The following is a 16,946-nucleotide window of genomic DNA, read 5'->3' as shown; positions in this document are numbered from 1 at the left end:
TGGCCGGGCGTCGCTGCTCGCTCGGTGTATGTGAATGCGTTGGCCCATGGGGTGCGGGTCCGTTCGGAGAGCTGGATGACCACTACGGGGTCCGCCGGCAAGAGGTGGTATCACGCCGAGGACGTGCGCCGAGTGGCCACGCAGGTAGCAGCCCAGCCACCCCTCAAGGGACCGTCCTCGATACCGTGCTGTCTGCTGTTGATCGTTCTGGCGGCGGGACCGGTCGTGTGGCTGGTGATGGCCATCCGAAGTGGGCAGTAGAGATCAATTGAGTGTGGCTGCGCGGCTGGTCAGCCGCGAGATGCCGGGTGTCAGCTGCATCGTCTCTGGCTCGTTGGGCAGGGCGCCGCCGAGTCTCCAGGAGAGGCCGGTCAGATGCCTGCACGCGTGGGTACGGCTTACGCACGTCCGTAGCCGAGCACCTGGTGAGGACTGGTCGGAACGTGCACCGAGGCGGTAGCCGCCGCCCCGGACGCGGACCTGCCTGGCCGTACGGTCGACCCGCGCCCTCAGCGCCCCGGGCACCGCCTTGGGCGCGGGGTCACCGGCCGCGCATCGTCCGCCCCTGGCGCCGCGGCAGCGGCGTCGGCTCGTTCTCCCGTCCGGCACCACCCGGTCAGGAGCCGTCCTTCATCGGCGGGGCCTGCTCGTGGCGGAGGTAGCGTTCGACCGAGCGGGCCAGCACCTCGTTCCCGCCGGCGGTGACCGCGCCGTCCCACCAGGCGCCGTAGATCCGGTCGAAGCGGTAGCCGGCGAGCAGTTCGCCGGCGGCGCGGACGGCGTCGGGGCGCTCGGGGACGTGGTTGGCGTAGCTGTACATGATGCTCACCCACCGGGGGTCGGGTCCGACGTTCACTATGTCGCCGGTGAAGAGCGCGCCCCGGCCCACGTTCCAGTGCATGACCGCGCTGCCCGGGAAGTGGACGCCCGGGTTGATCAGCGTCAGTTCGTCGGTCAGCCGGTGGGTCCGCCCGCTCCAGAAGCGCAGGGCGGGGTCGGGGCGGCCGACCCACTGCCGGTCGGCCTCGTGGAGGTAAACGGGCGCGTCGAAGGCATGCGCCCAGTCGGCCATGGTGGAGTAGAAGTGCGGGTGGCTGATGGCGATCGCGGTGATGCCGCCGAGCTCCCGCACCTCGCGGATCACCGCGTCGTCGAGGTAGGGCACGCAGTCCCACAGCACGTTGCCGGCAGCCGTACGCAGCAGCAGCGCGCGCTGCCCGATGGCGAACTCGGGCGTGCTCCCGATGCCGAGGACGCCGGGGCCCTGTTCCTCGAAGCGGCCCTGGTGGCCGTCGGCGCGCAGCTCGGCCACGCTGGTCCACTGCTGGCCGCCGCGTCCGACGTACTGGCGCTCGTCCAGGCAGACCGGGCAGTCGGGGCGAGGGGCGGCGTACTGGGTGCCGCAGGTGAGGCAGACGGGCAGCGTCGCGCCGGTCAGGTCAGCCACGGTCGCCTCCGGCAAGCTCGGTGAGGACGTACGGGCGGCTGGGCCGCCAGCCGAGTTCGGCGACGGCGCGCTGCCCGGACACCACCTGGTTCAGGCCGAGGGCCTCGGCGAACGGGCCGCCCAGGACCTCGGCGGCCTGCTCCTGCGGCCAGGGCTCGGCCCGGCCGGTGCCCCCCGCGGCGAGGTCGGCGGCCGCGGCGAGCGCTGCCACCGGCACCGCTTCGTGCGCCACGCCGTGCAGCACGCTGCCCCCGTCGGCCTTCGTCACCGTCAGCACGAAGAGTTCGGCGAGGTCGTCCACGTGCACCATCGGCCAATGGGTCGCCGCCGAGCCGACGTACCGGCCGGTGCCGTGCTCGCGCGCCCAGTCGGTCATCAGGCCGGGGATGCCACCGCCGCGGCCGTACACGATGCCGGGCCGCACGACGACGGCGCGCACGTCGTCCCGGCCGGCGGCCAGCACGCGCTGCTCGATCCGCGGGCGGTAGCCGACGATGGCGATGGCGTCGGTTGGCGCGTCCTCGTCGAGGGCCGCGTCGCCGGTGGCGCCGAGCACCCATACACCGCTGGTGTACACGAAGGCCCGTCCGGTGCCGCGAAGCCGCTCGGTCAGCGCGTCCACGGCCGCCGTGTCCACCGCCTCGTCGCCGGTCGGCGTCGCGAGGTTGACCACGGCGTCGATGTCGTCGGTGACCGCCGTCCGCAGCGAGGCCGGGTCGGCCAGGTCGCCGATGACCCCCGTCGCCCCGGCGGGCAGCCGGCCTGCGTCCTTCACGAGACGGACCACCTGGTGGCCCTCCGCCTCGAACCGCCTCACCACGGCCGATCCGATGTAGCCGGTCGAACCCAGCACGAGTGTCTTCATATCTGATCTCCTACTCTTGTAGATGAGTTGAGGCGGGATTCCCCCAACTCACGGACGTCCACGCAATCCGGGCGACGGGGCGTTGCCCGAGGTCTTGCCGTAGCCGAGGGACTCGGCGATCCGGCCGTCCCGCACCAGCACGAGGCTCACGCCGCGGACGGAGTCGGCCGGTCCGTCACCGAAGCGGTACCGCCAGCGGACCGTGGCCCGTTCCCCGGTGACGACGACGGCCTCCGGCTCGAACCGGCCCGCGCGGTCCTCGGCGAGGGCCCGGCAGAACTCCAGGCATTCGGCGCGCCCTTCGTAGCGGGACCCGTCGGGAGCCGGGCTCCTCGCCTCCATCACGCAGTCGTCGGCGATCAGCTCGGCGAGTGACGAGGTGTCACGGTCGAGGAAGGCCCGGCTGAAGTGGCGGACCACCTCGGCCGTAGTGAGGAACGACATGCCGCACCCCCTCAGCAGCCCCGCGACAGGCTGATCAGACCGATCAGGGCGGTCCCTCGGTCGAGCCGGGCGATCACCACCGGGAGCAGTGGCGCCGCGACGGAGGTGACCAGACCGGTGTGCTCCGATCGGTAGGGGTCGGTCCTCCTCGAAGGCGTCGTGATCGGCGGCCGTGGTGCACTGGGCGACGGCGATCCGCCATCGCCCCTCGTCCTTGGCCAGTACGTACACCGGGGCGCCGGGGCCACGTCGACTTGGCGGCCGTCCCGGGTGATCGGCCGCTGCCGGAGCTTGACCGCCGCGAGATCGGGCCGTATGAACACGATGGACTCGGCTTCGCAGGTGACGGTCAGCGGCCGGTGGACCGTGCTGAGCAGTGATCTGCGGGCAAAAGGCGTTGATCGCCTCCAACCCGGTCAGCGGCTCGCCGTGCGGGAAGGTCCACATGGCCTCCCGGCGGAACAGCTCCGTGAACGCGTCCGGCAGTCCGTTCTGCTGGGCGTGCTCGATCTGGGCGACGGGCCTGACAACGGCGGGCACGTCCTCCTGCGGAACGGTGACGCCGGAGACGAGCGGCGGCATGAGAGGTCTCCTCCCTGGCTGCGTGGCTGTGCTGACGCCCTGGGACAACAGCTGGTCTCCCGTCCGGCACGCTGTCGGCGGCCGCAGGCGGCCCGCTGGGCGGTGCGGTGTCACCGGTACGGGCGCCGCACCGTTCACGGCTTGCCGAACAGCGGTTCCGGCATGCCGTCGATCTATCAGCTTCCCGCCGTGCCCATCAACATCGAAGATCAGTAGGATCCGATAACCAAGGCTTATGACGGGGGTCGGGAGCACGTGGAAGTACGCGACATCGAGATTTTCCTGACGTTGGCCGAGGAGCTGCATTTCGGCAGGGCCGCCGTCCGGCTGCACCTCACGCAGGCTCGTGTCAGTCAGGTGATCGGGCGTCAGGAGCGCAGGCTGGGCGGTTTGTTGTTCGACCGATCGAACCGCCGCCAGATCCGCCTGACCCCGCTCGGCCAGCAGCTTCGCAGCGACCTGAGGCCGGTCTTCGCGAACCTGCGTGACAGCCTCGAACGCGCCCGGATGGCCGCCCGCGGGAGGACGGCGCGCCTTCGCGTCGGCATGCTGCCATTCAACGTGCCCGACATGTACCCCTACTGGGAGACCTTCCGCTCCCGTCATCCCCAGTGGGAACTGCAGCTGCGCCGGGCGCCGTACGTCGACCCGTTCGCCAGGCTGCGCGAGGGCGACATGGACGTCTTCCTCACCTGGCTGCCGGTGGACGAGCCCGATCTCACCGTCGGCCCCGTCCTCTTCCGCGACCCCCGCGTGCTCGCCGTCGCCGCCGGCCACGAACTCGCCGAACGGCCCGCCGTCCCCTTCGAGGCCCTGGCCGACTTCGCCCATGCCATGCCACCCGACATGCCCGACTACTGGGAAGACGCCTACCTGTCGTTCCACACGGCCCGGGGGAGGCCGATCGAACGCATAGAGCAGGTCACCAACGCCGACGAGCTGATCCACCTCGTCGGCACCGGCGAGATCGTCCATCCCTTCCCGTCCCACGTCACCCACTACTGGTCCATGTCCCACGTCCGCTTCGTCCCCGTCCCGGAGATGGGGACGATCCCGTACGCCCTGGTGTGGCGCAGGGACGCCGAGAACGACCTCATTCGGGCCCTCGCCCAGACCGTCCGCGATATCGGAGTCCTGCACTTCTGACGCCTCGCGCGCAATCGTCGGTGCGCCGGCTGACCGCGCCTGGTGCCGTGCGGGTGGTGGAGCGGTCGCCGCACGTTCAGACGGCCCCTCAGGCCGCCGTCGACGCACCGGCTGGCATCGGCACCATCGCCTCGTAGTGGACCGGGGTTTCGCTGCCCGCCACCGGCACGTGGAATGGGCCCGGCAAGGGTGGAGCCCAGGCCGACCTCGTTCTCACTGCCCCGCAGGACCAGGTGCCGCTGCTGTTCATCGAGGTCGACACTGCCACCCGACGACAGCGGCACGATCGGCGCACCGACGTCGGCGAGGTTCCGGGAGGACCTGGCGGCGCTGCGCGTACGGAGGCGGCCGCAGGGCGGGGAAGCCCGCCGCAGGGTGAGCCAGGACGTCGAACGTCACTTATGCCGCCGGGTGTTGGTCGGCGAGTATGGCGGTGACCAGGGCGAGCTGGCGTACCCCTCCGCAGTGCGGGGTAGACAGAGCGTGCCCACCCCCATACAGTCCGTATCGGGGCCTGCTAATGCAGGAAAAGGGGGCAGAGGGTATGTGTTACTGCGCTATTCCATGCCAGCACGCACTTTGGCGGACTTTTCCCTTCGCGGCCACGGGAAGCCGATCACGGGCCCTGTAGGGCCTTTCGGGTCACCCGAAGGCGCCCCGCTGCGACCGGTACGCGCTGAACGGAAACCTCCCTCCAGCCTCGTCCTCACATCAGCGCCGCGAAATCTGCCGACGACGGCGCTCATCAGCTCATCCTTCTCTCCTCCGCGTTATCTCCAGACGGAAGGAACGGCCAACATGGCTTTATCGGAAGCCGACCTCGCGAAGCTCGGAGACACTCCGATCGCGATCCAGTCGACGCACTACCCGAACGTGTACCTGCGTATGGACGGGACTGGCGTGACCGCCCCCAGTGAGCCCGGCGGCGGTAAGGTCAACTGTCAGTACGGCACCGGGGCCTGGACGACGTTCAAGGTCCGGCCGCAGGCCGACGGCTCGTACGCGTTCGAGTCAGTGGCCTTCCCCAGCGTGTTCCTGCGCATGGACGGCGCCGGGGTTCCCACCAACATGAGCGGTGGGGGTACGGTCAACTGCCAGTCCTTCATCGGCCCCTACGAGAAGTTCCGTGCGCGCGCCCAGCCCGACGGTTCGTTCTCCTTCGAGTCGGCGGCCTTCACGAACATCTTCCTGCGCTTGGTGACCGGCAGCGGGGTCACCGCCGCCACCGGCCCCGGCGGAACGGTGAACTGCCAGTACAACGCCAACGGCGGCGGCGACGAAAAGTTCTTCCTCGACAAAGCATAGTGTGATCCCTTCCGGCCTTGTGCGCGTCGCATCGGGCCGGAAGGGATCGTTGGACCGGCGCCCCCTGGGGTGGTGTACATACGCCACCGGCCGCCCACCCCAGGAGGGCTGGTCGAACTCGCACAGGGGCTGCCGATGGTTGCACGCCGAAGTCACGGATGTCGTCTCGGACTGCTTTTGCGTCCCCGTCCGAGAGGTTGAGCAGGCGATGGACGCCGTCCGGGAGCCACACCCCCGGATCAACGCCTTCCGAGTGACCCGACCACCCCGGAGATCATTTCGCTAGGAGTTCTTACTGCTGTGCGGACCCTCGGTGGCCCGATGCCGATCACGGTGCCTCGCCGGACGTTGCGGCAGCCCGCGCGACCAGGCGGTGCAGCCCCTTGCGGTCGTAGTAGAGGGTCATGGCGAAGCCGAACAGCAGGGCGACGGTAACGCCGATGGCAATCATGACCCAGCCACGGGTCAGGCCGGCGTCAGCCCGGGCGTCGAAGTAGAGGATGGCCCGCACGCCGCCACTCAGTTGGCGCATCGGTTCGAACAGCGCCAGGAAACGGTAGAAACCCGGAACGGCATGGAGGGGAATCGTCGCCCCCGAGGACGGCAGGGCCAAGGCGATGAAAACGAACATGGACACCACCTGGCCGATCCCGCCGAAGGCCGCGTTGATGGCTTGCACTCCCAGGCCCACGGCCAAGCTCGCGCAGTAGGAGAAGATCCACAACAGCGGCAGGTGAGTTGCGTCCATGCCCAGGATCCCGATCGCGGCGATCATCAGCAGGCTGGTGGTGAGAACAGTGATTCCCGCTGTCATGATCATTTTCAGCAGCAGTGTCTGGGTGCGGCTGATCGGCACGGTCGGCCGTCGCGTGTGCCAGGGCCCGATCTCGTTGTCGGTGTAACCCAGGGCCGCGTCGACGCCGCTGTTGATGATGTTTCCGCCGATGAACCCGGTGAGCACCAGAAGCAGGGCGAAGTAGAACGCGGTCAGGCCGAGGCCGCTCTGTCTGCCGATGGGGTGACCCACCCGGGTGGTCACGGTGATCGGGTCGCCGAGGAGGGTACGGGTCGTGGTGTCGGCACCCGCGACGGTTGCCTGGCTCACCAGCTCTCGGCCGATCTCCAGCGAGGCTTGATGAGCCGCACGCTGGGTGATCTGGCCGGCCAGGGAGGAGCCGAGGCTGCCCAGCCCGGGGTTGGTCAGGACAGTGAGGGTGGGCCGTGCCGTGCCCCGGGGAGTCGCCAGGGCCGCCACCGAGCCGGTGAAGTCCGCTGGGATGACCAAGGCGCCGTACACCTTGCCCGACGCCAGCTGATCCTGCATCTGAGCCTGGCTGAGCCGACGCCAATCCACGGTGCCTGCCGGGGTCGCCGCGATGACCGACTGGCTCACCCGCGCGCCCAACGTCTGTTGTTGTCCCGGCAGCGGCGGTCCCTGGTCCGCGTTGACCAGGGCGATCGGCAGACGGTGCAGGTTGCCTTGGGGGTTGAGGATGCCACCCATGTAAAGCAGCGTCAGGAACAGTGCGACCAAGCCGCACAGGACAGTCGGCACCAGCCAGATCTTTCCCCGACGCGCCACAGTGAAGGAGCGCGCGAGCGCTTCCTGCTTTCCGGAACCCGCCGAGGTCATGGAACTCCTATGGGACACGTCCTGCCGGTCCGGATCTGCCGCGGGATCAACCGTTGCGCAGGAGCCACACGGTGCGCCCTCCAGGGAGGATAGCCATCCGTGGTCGAAGCATCACTCAAAGACACGCTCCACGGCCCCCGTGAGCGGGCACGGTGTCCTGCCGGCCAGGAACCTCCTCGTGCGGAGTGCCGGGCCAAGGTGCATTCTGAAAAATGGGGCCGTTCAGGTCGGCAAGCCTGCCCCGGAGGCCCCTACCAAGCCCAGGCACCGGACCCCAGCAGGGTGCGGTGTGCGATCCGGCGCCGGCGGAGCGAGCCAGGCTCCCGCGAGAGGCGCGCCGAAGCTGCCGGGCAGAAACGGTTTTCCCGAACCAGGGAGCAGGTCATGCCATCCCTACACTTCCACGTGAACTCCTCGATGAGCCCAGCCGAGGTGATGGGAGTGCTGACGAACTTCAGCCCCTCCCGCGTCGAGGAGTGGCCGTCCATCGATGCCGAGCACTTCCAGGTCCACGAGCGGGGCGATACCTGGGCGGAGGTGACCGAGGGCAACGACAAGTCGTGGGAGCGCGCACGCTACGAATGGGACCCCGCGACGCAGAGGGTCAACGTCACCACTCGCGACTCGGTGCCCTTCGGCTCGGGAGGCTGGCAGTTCCAGATGACTCCCATAGAGAACGGCACTCGCGTCGACGTCAGACTCGAACGGCACCCCACCTCGCTCAAGGCAAAAATAACGTCCTCGATCATTCCCTTCGCCGGGCCGGTGTTCCGCAAGTCGTTCAGGGAACCCCTGCACACCACGTAGTGGCACCGCGCCTGCAAAGGACCGCGCCCGCAACCCGCTCTGGCACCGGAGAAACGCATGAGCACCTATCGAGCCGCGCAGGTCGACACCGCGAACGGATCCTTCCGGATCGTCGAGCGCGAGGTATCGCCTCCGAGCCCCCGTCACGTACGGATTGCGGTCGAGGCCTGCGGAATCTGCCACAGTGACGCCATCTTCGTGAACGGCGGCATGCCCGGCACGCGGTTCCCTCTGGTTCCGGGCCACGAAGTCGCCGGGCGCATCGAGGAACTCGGGGAAGGAGCCGAGGCCGACAACTGGAACGTGGGAGACCGGGTCACGGTGGGTTGGTTCGGAGGGAGTTGCGGTCACTGCACTCCCTGCCGGCAGGGCGACTACATCGTCTGCGACAACCTCAAGATTCCTGGCTACGCCTACGACGGAGGGTTCGCCGAGGCCCTGATCGCACCGATCGACGCCCTGGCCCGGATTCCCGACGCCCTCCAGGCGTCCGACGCGGGACCCATGGCGTGCGCGGGCGTCACCACGTACAACGGTCTGCGGCGCAGCTCCGCCCGGCCCGGCGACCTCGTGGCCGTCCTGGGCATCGGTGGGCTCGGTCACCTGGGGGTCCAGTACGCGGTGGCCATGGGTTTCGAGACCGTGGCCATGGCCCGAGGTACGGAGAAGGCCGAGTTCGCCAAGCAACTGGGAGCGCACCACTACATCGACAGCACGGGACCGACACCGGTCGCGGAATCCCTCCTGTCCCTGGGCGGTGCCAGAGCCGTACTGGCCACGGCCGGAAGCTCCGAGGCCATCGCGGCAGCGGTCGACGGCATGACGCACCGAGGCGAACTCGTGGTCATCGGAGCGAGCCCCGACCCGCTGGGCGTCAGCCCGCTCCAGCTGATCATGCGCGGCAGGACCGTACGTGGGCACCCGTCCGGCAGCGCACAGGACGTGGAGGACACCATGGCGTTCAGCGTTCTGCACGGCATTCGTCCCATGGTGGAGACCGTGCCGCTGACAGAGGCGGAGGGTGCCTACCGGAAGATGCTTTCGGATGCAGCGCGTTTCCGGATGGTGCTCACGAACGGCTGACCCCGCCGGACCGACGGCCGTGGTGAGCGGTGGCGCCGGCGACATGCAGAGGGTGTGCAGGCCCGCGCGTTTCCAGGAGCGCAGGAGTTCGTAGTCGCGCGGGGAGACGAGGGACCCCAGGGCCCGTCCCCAGTCCCCGATCGGCGAGAACTGGTGAAGTCCGCCGTTGGGTTGAGGACATCGCGGGGACCTTGCGGTCGACGCCGAGCAGGTCCCGACACGTAACGGATGCGCATCCGCCCGCGTCGCCGAAGCCGTAGGACCTCCGGTGACCTTCAGGACGTGAAGCCGTTCGCACTCCCACTTCGGGCAGCGGCTCCGCGAGCGCCCAAGCTATACGGCGCCTGGCCCGCCGAGCGGCCCGCGCTCACCCCCGGCGTGCCCTGCTGAGGGATGGCCGGCCCGTGACATCACCGTGAACGCCTTCGGCGGCCCCAGCAAGGGGGCCGGGATGATGCGATCGCCGCTGTAGGCGTACAGGTCCGGCGCTCCGAAAGGACCTCAGGAGCCGAGCACGTGCTTAGATGCGTCGCGTTTCCGGGACCATCGACGAGGGTTCGCGTGATGGCCTGGCCGTCAGGCCGGTGGTTGCGAGGCTTTCCAGCCGGCCCCAGGGCTGTTCCACCTCACGGCGCAGCGCGTTGCTGCTTTTCAGGGGTGCGCGCCCCGCGCGAAGTCGAGGTCGTCCGGCAGAACCGCTTTCAGCGCGTCTTTCCAGGCGCCGGTTGGTGAACGCCTGAATGCCTTCAAGCGGTGCATGCATCCCGGGAGGCGGTGGGCCCGGTGGCTCACCGGGCCCACCGTCGTCGGGTCTCCTTTTGCTGCTACCCGAGCGACGCTCGTCCGGCGCGGGATCATCCGTGGGGTAAGCCTGGGGGAAAAGTATGGGGTATCCGGGGGATAAGCGGTCCTCCACGTGATCCGTGTTTTGCCTGGTCAGGTGTGGTTCTTCGGTCGGTGCCGAGCCGGATTTTCATATGTCTGGGTGGGTGGTGCGGGGCGGTCGTCTGGTCAGCCGGGCATGCCGAGGGCGTTGTCGGGTCTGCAGTACGGGCAGGGTTCCACGCCGTCGGCGAGCATGCGGCGGGCTTGGTCGCGGTCAATGGGCTTGCCCTTGCCCATCCCGCACCCGCCGACGTGCACGCGCAGTGCTTGAGGGCCGTCGGCGGTGCGGATGGCTTCGGCTTTCCAGTCCGGGGGAGGCGGCAAGGGAAGTCGGCTCTGCTCCTCGGTGAGGGCGGCTTCGAGTGCGGCGACGGTGCGTGCGACCTGGTGTTGCTGCCAGGTCAGCCAGGCCTGGACCGCCCGCCACCGCTCAAGACGCTCCTCGGTGTCACTCATGACGGCCGCGCCCCTGGGTCGGACACGACGAAGGCGCCGTCGATGTAGCGCACCACCAGCTCCTGTTCCCCGCCGGGCGCCGCCTCGGCCGCCTCTCGCAGTTCCACCCGCCGCAGCGCGCCGTGTCCGCCCGCCCGCCAGAACGGGTGCGCGCTGATCCGACAGAACAGGCGGATCAGCTCCCGCCGTAGCTCGGCCCCGCCCCGCTCCGGCCGGACGGCGAGCAGGTTGTACGTGCGGGTCCACTGCTGCTGGAGGTGGATCAGGTCGTCGGGGAAGGGGAGTGGTGCCATCCACTTAGTGAAACATGTGTTCGAATATCTGTGCGACGCCTGCGGGCTTCAGGTCGGGAATGCGGGGGTGGTGAAACGGTTCACTGAGTGCCTTCGTCGAGAGGATCCGCGTTACTGCAGGCTCCTGCAGGGCAATCTCGCCTGGCACCACCGTGTCAACCGCTACCGGGAACCCAGTCCCCTTGACTGACCGCAGGGAAGAAGCCCGGTCGAAGGTGTCAACACGGAACGACCTTCCCTACGCGCTCCGCCGAGTGAAGCGCTCATGGTCCAGCGCCGCTTCCAAGCCGCAGCAGCCGACGGACCCGGCCCCGATTCGCGCGCAGGGCGCGTGTGACTTCCTTGGGCAGGTCCCGGCCAACTTCGGTGTCCTCCGGCTCGTCGGGTATGTCCACATCAGCGCGGACTGCCGCACGCGATCACCGAGGCCGTCGGCCCATGCGATCGGAGAAGCCCAGCGGTCTGGGGGCTGCCGGGGCCGGGCGCAGCCGCCGGCTGCCCCCGCCGGTGTCAGGCAGGGGCGGCCGGACCCGCCTCAGGCGGCGTGGCCGCCGTCGACGGAGAATTCGGCGCCGGTGATGTAGGTGGCTCCGTCGCCGGCGAGGAAGGTGACCATGGCGGCGATCTCCTGCGGACGGCCGAACCGGCCCAAGGCCGTCATCGCGGCCTGGGGGCCCGCGTAGGGCCCGTCGCCGGGGTTCATATCGGTGTCCACCGGTCCGGGGTGGACGATGTTGGAGGTGATCCCCCTTCCTCCGAGTTCGCGGGCGAGGGCTTTGCTGAGTCCGGTGAGCGCGGACTTGCTCATCGTGTAGAGGGTTCCCCCGGGGCCCGGCACCCGCTGGGCCATACAAGTGCCGATGGTGATGATCCGGCCTCCCTGACTCATATGGCCCGCTGCCGCCTGAGAAGCGAGGAAGGCCCCCCGCACGTTGACCGCGAGCACGCGATCGACATCGGCCAAGGTGAGCTCCTCCAGCGGACCGACAACCCCCACGCCCGCATTGTTGACCAGTACATCGAGCCGGCCCAGTGACTGCGCCGCCCAGTCCACAGCGGCCGCTGCGTCGGCGACGTCGCCCGCGTCCGCTCTGACCGCGACGCCCCGACGGCCGAACGCCTTCACCTTGCCGATCACTTCCTCCGCCGCCACCTCGTTGGCCGCGTAGGTGATGGCCACATCGGCTCCCGCCTCGGCCATCGCCAGCGCGATCGCCGCACCGATCCCCCGACTGCCACCCGTCACCAGTACCGCCTTGCCGTTCATGTGTCCTCCTCATCATCGTTGGTTGATGATTCAAGGAAACGAGAAAGCGGCCCTGCGCGCTGGCGGGAATCCGACCTGGCATTCGCACCTGCCGCGCCCACCCCCGTGCGCCGCAGCCACCGTCGGCGTACGGGGCGCAGGGCCACCCGGATGTGGCTGGGGTGATGTATTTGGAACGGCCCACCAGCCACCCCCAACCCGGAGAAACGGTCCGATTGCCCGGCGGGCCGGCACCCGCCCCCGCAGCAACAACGCCCTGGAAACAGGACGCCGGGGGCACCGCCTCCGGAGAACCGCTGCAAATCGTGTATCGCATCGACGGCGAACCGCACCTGACCGAGGAGGTGCTCGACCACTTGGAAGGCCACCGCCGCTCGGCCCCGGTACGGGCCGAAACGCCGCCGTGGACCAGATCCAGCTCGACCTCTACGGCAAGGCCGCCTGCGCCCTCGCCCAGGCGGAGGACATCGGCGGCATCCGCGGCTGGCACGCCTTCGCACGCGTCATCGACTGGCTCACCCACCACTGGGACCGCCCCGACGAGGGCATCTGGGAGAACCACCTCGGCCTGTTCGCCGAAGAGATCGGCCCCGCTGGCGAACAGCTCGGCAACTTCCCGCAAGCCTTCACCCACCTGGCCCTGATCGACGCCGCCCTCGCCCTGGACGAGGAACTCGACCGTGCTGAGGGCCGCACCGGCTGACCGCACCTACCCCGGCCACCCTGCGCTCTCCATGGGCGGCCAACCGTGTCGTCCAGGCGGAGTCACTGCTGTGACGCGTCTGGCGGCGTCGTCGTCCCGGCTCCGATGGCCGAGGGCCGGGCGCCGCGGGGCAGCAGGCCCGCGGCGGTCAGTCCGCCCAGGCCGACGACCGCGAGCGCCGCCATCGCCGCCGCATACGCGCCCTTGCTGAGCCCCGACACCAAGATCGTGCCCGCCACGGCCGTGCCGAGTGAGGAGCCGAGGTTGGAGATGCTGCGCGACAGCCCGGAGATCTCGCCCTGCTGCGTCTCGGGGAAGCACGACTGGACCATGTTCACCGAGGGGGTGAGCATCACTCCCAGGCCCAAACCGATCAGCAGCAGGCCGGGAGCGAACGCCCAGGCACCGGGCTTCCAGGCGACCAGGGCGAGGAGTAAGGCGATGCCCGCGATCGTCACGATGAAGCCCACCATGATGAGGGTCCGTTGCGCATGGCGCCGGGCCAGCTTCTCGGCCGCCAGCGAGGAGGCGAGGATGCCGAGGGTGGCGGCGGTGAAGATGATGCCGGTCTCGATCGCGTCGTAGCCGCGCACGACTTGCAGGTAGGCGGCGACGGTGAACGAGACGCCCATCAGCATCAGCCACTGTGTGTTCTGGGTAACCAGGCCGAGGTTGGAGGTGCGGTTGCGGAACAGCGCGGTCGACAGCAGTGCCTCCCGGCCGGCGCGCTCACGGCCGCGCACCCAGGCGAAGAAACCGACCAGCCCCAGCGCGCCACCCAGCAGCAGGCCCAGCGCCAGCCAGCCGTTGTTGTCGACGGCCAGGATGCCGGTCACCAGCAGCACCAGGCCGGCCGCCGACAGAACGGCCCCCACCGTGTCGAAGGGCCGGGCCGGGTCGGGCGGCAGCGGGTCGACGAGCCGGCGGCTGAGCACCACGATCACCACGATCACCAGCGCCTGGAACACGAACGCGGCCCGCCAGCTGATCGCGCTCGTGATCAGCCCACCGATCAGCGGACCGGCGGCCGCCCCGATCCCGCCCATCGCCATGATCGCGCCGAACGCACGCGCCCTCGACGCCGTGTCCGTGAACAACAGCGTGGTCAGGATGTAGACCGGCGGGATCAGCAGCGCCGTGCCCACGCCCTCCAGAATCGAGTTCCCGAGGATCAGCACACCCAGCCCCGGCGCTGCCGCGCTGAGCACCGCCCCGACCCCGTAGATCACCAGTCCTGCCAGCAGACAGCGCTTGCGCCCCCACTTGTCGGTCAGTTTCCCGCCCGGGATCATCAGCGCAGCCATCACCAGCAGGAAGATCGTGATCGCGACCTGGACACCCTGCACGGTGGTGTCCAGGTCCTCGCTGATGTCGTTGATCATCACGTTCATGTTGGAGCCGGCGAAGCTGCAGATGAACTGTGCCAACGCCAGCGGGGCAAGCACCCGTCGAGCCCCCGCCGCCGTCCCCGCCATTGCGCCACCTGCCCATCCGCCAAGTCCGATGCTCTGAGGAACTGCGACTTTCTACGCAAGCAGGCTGCCGCTGACATCACGCAACCGCCATCCCGACCGTCGCACGGCCAAACGCCGCTGGGCCGAAGGCGCGCAGGAGCTATCTCACGGGGACACCGTGGCCGAGGAGGCTGGCGCTGGAACTGCGACCAACTGGACGACATGAGCCGCCGGGAGGCGATCGACCCCGCGCAGTACAAGGCGTACGCGGACGATCCGGGCGAGCTCCACCTGAACAACCTCTGCACCGCCCCGGCTGGAAGACCGGCGGCTGGACCCGCTGGAGCCCCACCGGGCCCGCCGCCCCTGGGCGCCCGGGACGGCAACTTCACCTTGATCGACATCACCGGCGGCAACAGCCTGCAGCTCCACGTCTGCCCGTCTTCTCCGTACCACCCCCACTTCGAGCTGCTCCAGTGAGTTCGTGCGGAAGTCCTCCGCGCCGACGCCCAAGCCACAATCGGCACCGCGATCGACTCTCCGGTCAGCAGCCTTGGCCGACTACCAGGTGATCCAAACGACGGGCCCCAGCCTCCAGCGGACCGGGACGGCAATGAACAGAATGACCTCGAGCTCTACCCAGGTCGTACGTCAGAGGCGTACGACGACGAGGGCGATGTCGTCACGGGCGCCGCCGACGACACCGAGTTGCGCAAGCAGCGTATCGGCGAGCTGCTCCGGGCCGAGGTCGACCAGGCCGCCGAGGGCCGTGGTGAGGCGGCTCAGGCCGGAGTCGATGTCCTCATTACGGCGTTCGATCAACCCGTCCGTATAGAGGACGAGCGTGTCACCCCGGTGGAAGGCGGTGCCCGATTGGGGCCGGGGAACGTGTTCGGGCCGGGCCCCCAGCGGCGGGTCGGTGGCCTGGTCCAGCAGCTCGCAGGTGCCGTCCGTATGTAGCAGCACCGGCGGCGGATGCCCGGCACTGGAGTAGACGAGCAACTGGGAGCGGGTGTCCACGAGAACGGTGACCGCGGTCGCCGCGAGTGCCCCGTCGACGGAGCGGGCGTACATGCCCAGCACCTCCAGGGCCTGGGCCGGTCCGACGACCGCCCGGCTGGCAGCGGACAGGGCACTGCGGAGCATGCCCATGACGGTGGCGGCTTCCAGGCCGTGGCCGACGACGTCGCCGACAGCGACGGTAAACCGGTCCTGGGGCAGGTCGACGGCGTCGTACCAGTCGCCGCACACGTTCAGCGAACCGATCGCGGGCAGGTAGCGCACCGCGACATCGGTGTGGCGGGCAAGGTCCGGGGAGCGCAGCATCGCCTCCTGCAGGGTGAGGGCAACCTCCCGCTCCCGGGCGTGCGCCTCCCGCAGCTCCTCGTTCAGCCGCTGCAGTTCCCGCGCCCGCGCGTACAGCTCGGCCTCCATCCCTTCCTTGCGCGGCTGGCCCTCGTAGTAGTGGCGGAACCGGCGGGACCGCATCAACGCGGTCACGTCCTCCACCCGGTGGATGATCCACGCCACCCGGCCGTCCGAGCCCTTGACGGGCGTGTTCACCGGCGACCACCAGCGCTCCTCGAACACCCCCGGTTGCGAGACCACGGGGATGTCGTACTTCTGCACCGGCATGGTGTCCGCCTGACCCGTGGCCAACACCCGGCCCAACGACGCCCCGAGGTTGCTCACCCCATCCGCGCTCGGATCACCCGGATTGTCGGGAAACGCCTCGAACACATGCTGGCCCACCAGGTCCTGACGGCTGCGGTCCGTCGCCCGCAGATAGGCCTCGTTGACAGCGACGATCACCAGGTCCGGCCCCAGCACCAAATACGGGCTCGGCGTTGCGGTGAACAACGCCCTGTAGTCGATCTCCGGCCTCACGACCAGCGGCTCCTCATCCAGGCATGCCCCTGCGGCCAACGTACCCAGCCACTGCGCCATCCGCGCGCCGGGCATCCATCCTGTGCGGCGCCGCGAAGGCCGCGATCAGTGGCGCACGCCCCCGGGCCGGGGACGACACCATGGGCACGCAGCCAGTGGCACGGTGGCGTGCGCACGGTGTCCTTGTTGAACGACGGGAGCCGATGCGGGGAAGCCTGCGCATCACCGACCGCTTCCAGGCCCCGCTCGCATGCGCGATCTGGGCAATGTTGCCCGTGGGCGAGACCTGAAATGGTTCCAACGGGTGGATTCCTCCACTCGGGCCGGCGTGGCAGGGGGACTGGCCGGCAGCCGGGATGTGTGAATGTGGGTGCCCAGGATGCTGCCCGCTCCGGACGGCGGGTACGGCAAGCCGCCTCCTCGCTCGTGAAGCCGTCCGTCGCCCATGGATGGGAGACGGCCGCTTCGCACCGGGGTCGCAGGGGCGCAGCGGCCTCTGCCTGGGCCCTCGCGCCACCGCACCCTCTCCTGGGGTGCGGATGTCCAGCGCCGTGCTCCTTTGCTCCAGCGCGTGGCGCCGCCCCACGGCCCATGCGCCAGGGTGCGCGGGAAGTCCGGCGCGGCAGGGCGCCGATTGCGCCGGCATCCAGAGGGGGAGATGACTGCACATCCGCGAGCCCGTCCGACAC

General features: G+C 69.4%; 15 protein-coding genes and 1 pseudogene. 7 read left to right on the top strand and 9 right to left on the bottom strand.

Features of this window, described 5'->3' with window-relative positions:
- Positions 1–616 precede the first annotated feature (616 nt).
- The 3 genes from OHA81_RS01060 to OHA81_RS01050 are packed head-to-tail and all read right to left on the bottom strand — an operon-like array spanning position 617 to position 2,756.
- On the bottom strand, positions 617–1,447 hold the full coding sequence (locus tag OHA81_RS01060) for an MBL fold metallo-hydrolase (RefSeq protein ID WP_329191792.1): 831 nt from the start codon (positions 1,445–1,447) through the stop codon (positions 617–619).
- A complete protein-coding gene (locus OHA81_RS01055) occupies positions 1,440–2,312 on the bottom strand; it encodes an NAD-dependent epimerase/dehydratase family protein (protein WP_329191790.1) in 873 nt (290 codons plus the stop codon). Before OHA81_RS01055 ends, OHA81_RS01060 begins: the two co-directional genes overlap by 8 nt.
- A 48-nt stretch (positions 2,313–2,360) precedes the next feature.
- Positions 2,361–2,756, bottom strand: a complete 396-nt coding sequence (locus tag OHA81_RS01050) for a nuclear transport factor 2 family protein (protein ID WP_329191788.1) — start codon at positions 2,754–2,756, stop codon at positions 2,361–2,363.
- A gap of 315 nt (positions 2,757–3,071) precedes the next feature.
- Here OHA81_RS01050 and OHA81_RS01045 point away from each other — a divergent pair, with 315 nt between their 5' ends.
- The 3 genes from OHA81_RS01045 (at position 3,072) to OHA81_RS01035 (ending at position 5,789) form a co-directional block, all read left to right on the top strand.
- Positions 3,072–3,554 carry a hypothetical protein gene (locus OHA81_RS01045; protein WP_329191787.1) on the top strand — a complete coding sequence of 161 codons (483 nt, stop codon included), beginning with the start codon at positions 3,072–3,074 and terminating at the stop codon, positions 3,552–3,554.
- A gap of 39 nt (positions 3,555–3,593) precedes the next feature.
- Complete coding sequence (locus tag OHA81_RS01040; protein ID WP_329191785.1) at positions 3,594–4,484, top strand: LysR family transcriptional regulator; 891 nt, start codon at positions 3,594–3,596, stop codon at positions 4,482–4,484.
- 798 nt (positions 4,485–5,282) lie between these two features.
- Complete coding sequence (locus OHA81_RS01035; protein ID WP_329191784.1) at positions 5,283–5,789, top strand: fascin domain-containing protein; 507 nt, start codon at positions 5,283–5,285, stop codon at positions 5,787–5,789.
- A 328-nt stretch (positions 5,790–6,117) separates the two neighbouring features.
- On the opposite strand, the gene OHA81_RS01030 is transcribed toward OHA81_RS01035, so the two are convergent.
- Positions 6,118–7,422 (bottom strand): YhgE/Pip domain-containing protein, encoded by a 1,305-nt coding sequence (locus OHA81_RS01030; RefSeq protein WP_329191782.1) that lies wholly within the window; start codon positions 7,420–7,422, stop codon positions 6,118–6,120.
- Positions 7,423–7,806: 384 nt separating this feature from the next.
- On the opposite strand from OHA81_RS01030, the gene OHA81_RS01025 reads away from it, so the two are divergent.
- Both OHA81_RS01025 and OHA81_RS01020 read left to right on the top strand, forming a co-directional pair.
- Positions 7,807–8,229: a hypothetical protein gene (locus OHA81_RS01025; protein ID WP_329191780.1), complete on the top strand. Its 423-nt coding sequence runs from the start codon at positions 7,807–7,809 to the stop codon at positions 8,227–8,229.
- A 57-nt stretch (positions 8,230–8,286) separates the two neighbouring features.
- Positions 8,287–9,312 (top strand): alcohol dehydrogenase, encoded by a 1,026-nt coding sequence (locus OHA81_RS01020; protein WP_329191778.1) that lies wholly within the window; start codon positions 8,287–8,289, stop codon positions 9,310–9,312.
- A gap of 1,011 nt (positions 9,313–10,323) precedes the next feature.
- Here OHA81_RS01020 and OHA81_RS01015 read toward each other — a convergent pair.
- The 3 genes from OHA81_RS01015 to OHA81_RS01005 all read right to left on the bottom strand — a co-directional run bounded on the left by OHA81_RS01015 (position 10,324) and on the right by OHA81_RS01005 (position 12,213).
- Positions 10,324–10,653 carry a DUF6233 domain-containing protein gene (locus OHA81_RS01015; RefSeq protein ID WP_329191776.1) on the bottom strand — a complete coding sequence of 110 codons (330 nt, stop codon included), beginning with the start codon at positions 10,651–10,653 and terminating at the stop codon, positions 10,324–10,326.
- The gene (locus OHA81_RS01010) at positions 10,650–10,946 is read right to left on the bottom strand and encodes a hypothetical protein (protein ID WP_329191774.1); all 297 of its coding nucleotides are present in this window, start codon (positions 10,944–10,946) and stop codon (positions 10,650–10,652) included. The genes OHA81_RS01015 and OHA81_RS01010 overlap by 4 nt, the downstream gene beginning before the upstream one ends.
- 535 nt (positions 10,947–11,481) lie before the next feature.
- On the bottom strand, positions 11,482–12,213 hold the full coding sequence (locus OHA81_RS01005) for an SDR family oxidoreductase (protein WP_329191772.1): 732 nt from the start codon (positions 12,211–12,213) through the stop codon (positions 11,482–11,484).
- A gap of 269 nt (positions 12,214–12,482) precedes the next feature.
- Here OHA81_RS01005 and OHA81_RS01000 point away from each other — a divergent pair.
- A pseudogene (locus tag OHA81_RS01000) lies at positions 12,483–12,916 on the top strand (glycoside hydrolase family 15 protein); the annotation flags it as partial.
- Between the two features lie 62 nt (positions 12,917–12,978).
- Here OHA81_RS01000 and OHA81_RS00995 read toward each other — a convergent pair.
- Positions 12,979–14,391: an MFS transporter gene (locus tag OHA81_RS00995; RefSeq protein ID WP_329191770.1), complete on the bottom strand. Its 1,413-nt coding sequence runs from the start codon at positions 14,389–14,391 to the stop codon at positions 12,979–12,981.
- Positions 14,392–14,592: 201 nt separating this feature from the next.
- Between OHA81_RS00995 and OHA81_RS00990 the strand changes: the two genes are divergently transcribed.
- On the top strand, positions 14,593–14,850 hold the full coding sequence (locus OHA81_RS00990; protein WP_329191768.1) for a hypothetical protein: 258 nt from the start codon (positions 14,593–14,595) through the stop codon (positions 14,848–14,850).
- A gap of 171 nt (positions 14,851–15,021) precedes the next feature.
- Here the strand turns inward: OHA81_RS00990 and OHA81_RS00985 are convergent, their stop codons facing one another.
- Complete coding sequence (locus tag OHA81_RS00985) at positions 15,022–16,257, bottom strand: PP2C family protein-serine/threonine phosphatase (protein WP_329191766.1); 1,236 nt, start codon at positions 16,255–16,257, stop codon at positions 15,022–15,024.
- Positions 16,258–16,946: the final 689 nt, after the last annotated feature.

Origin of the sequence: Streptomyces sp. NBC_00667 (assembly GCF_036226825.1) — a bacterium.
In the GTDB taxonomy this organism is placed as follows: Bacteria; Actinomycetota; Actinomycetes; order Streptomycetales; family Streptomycetaceae; genus Streptomyces.
Note: the sequence above shows the minus strand (reverse complement) of the source record. Positions and strands in the feature narration are given on the sequence as shown.

What these genes read in the sequence shown, in the direction of transcription:
- OHA81_RS01045 (WP_329191787.1), top strand. Translation starts at nt 3,072, where the DNA reads ATGAACACGATGGACTCGGCTTCGCAGGTGACGGTCAGCGGCCGGTGG.
- OHA81_RS01055 (WP_329191790.1), bottom strand. Translation starts at nt 2,312, where the DNA reads ATGAAGACACTCGTGCTGGGTTCGACCGGCTACATCGGATCGGCCGTG.
- OHA81_RS01050 (WP_329191788.1), bottom strand. Translation starts at nt 2,756, where the DNA reads ATGTCGTTCCTCACTACGGCCGAGGTGGTCCGCCACTTCAGCCGGGCC.
- OHA81_RS01035 (WP_329191784.1), top strand. Translation starts at nt 5,283, where the DNA reads ATGGCTTTATCGGAAGCCGACCTCGCGAAGCTCGGAGACACTCCGATC.
- OHA81_RS01020 (WP_329191778.1), top strand. Translation starts at nt 8,287, where the DNA reads ATGAGCACCTATCGAGCCGCGCAGGTCGACACCGCGAACGGATCCTTC.
- OHA81_RS00990 (WP_329191768.1), top strand. Translation starts at nt 14,593, where the DNA reads ATGAGCCGCCGGGAGGCGATCGACCCCGCGCAGTACAAGGCGTACGCG.
- OHA81_RS01015 (WP_329191776.1), bottom strand. Translation starts at nt 10,653, where the DNA reads ATGAGTGACACCGAGGAGCGTCTTGAGCGGTGGCGGGCGGTCCAGGCC.
- OHA81_RS01025 (WP_329191780.1), top strand. Translation starts at nt 7,807, where the DNA reads ATGCCATCCCTACACTTCCACGTGAACTCCTCGATGAGCCCAGCCGAG.
- OHA81_RS01030 (WP_329191782.1), bottom strand. Translation starts at nt 7,422, where the DNA reads ATGACCTCGGCGGGTTCCGGAAAGCAGGAAGCGCTCGCGCGCTCCTTC.
- OHA81_RS01005 (WP_329191772.1), bottom strand. Translation starts at nt 12,213, where the DNA reads ATGAACGGCAAGGCGGTACTGGTGACGGGTGGCAGTCGGGGGATCGGT.
- OHA81_RS01010 (WP_329191774.1), bottom strand. Translation starts at nt 10,946, where the DNA reads ATGGCACCACTCCCCTTCCCCGACGACCTGATCCACCTCCAGCAGCAG.
- OHA81_RS00995 (WP_329191770.1), bottom strand. Translation starts at nt 14,391, where the DNA reads ATGGCGGGGACGGCGGCGGGGGCTCGACGGGTGCTTGCCCCGCTGGCG.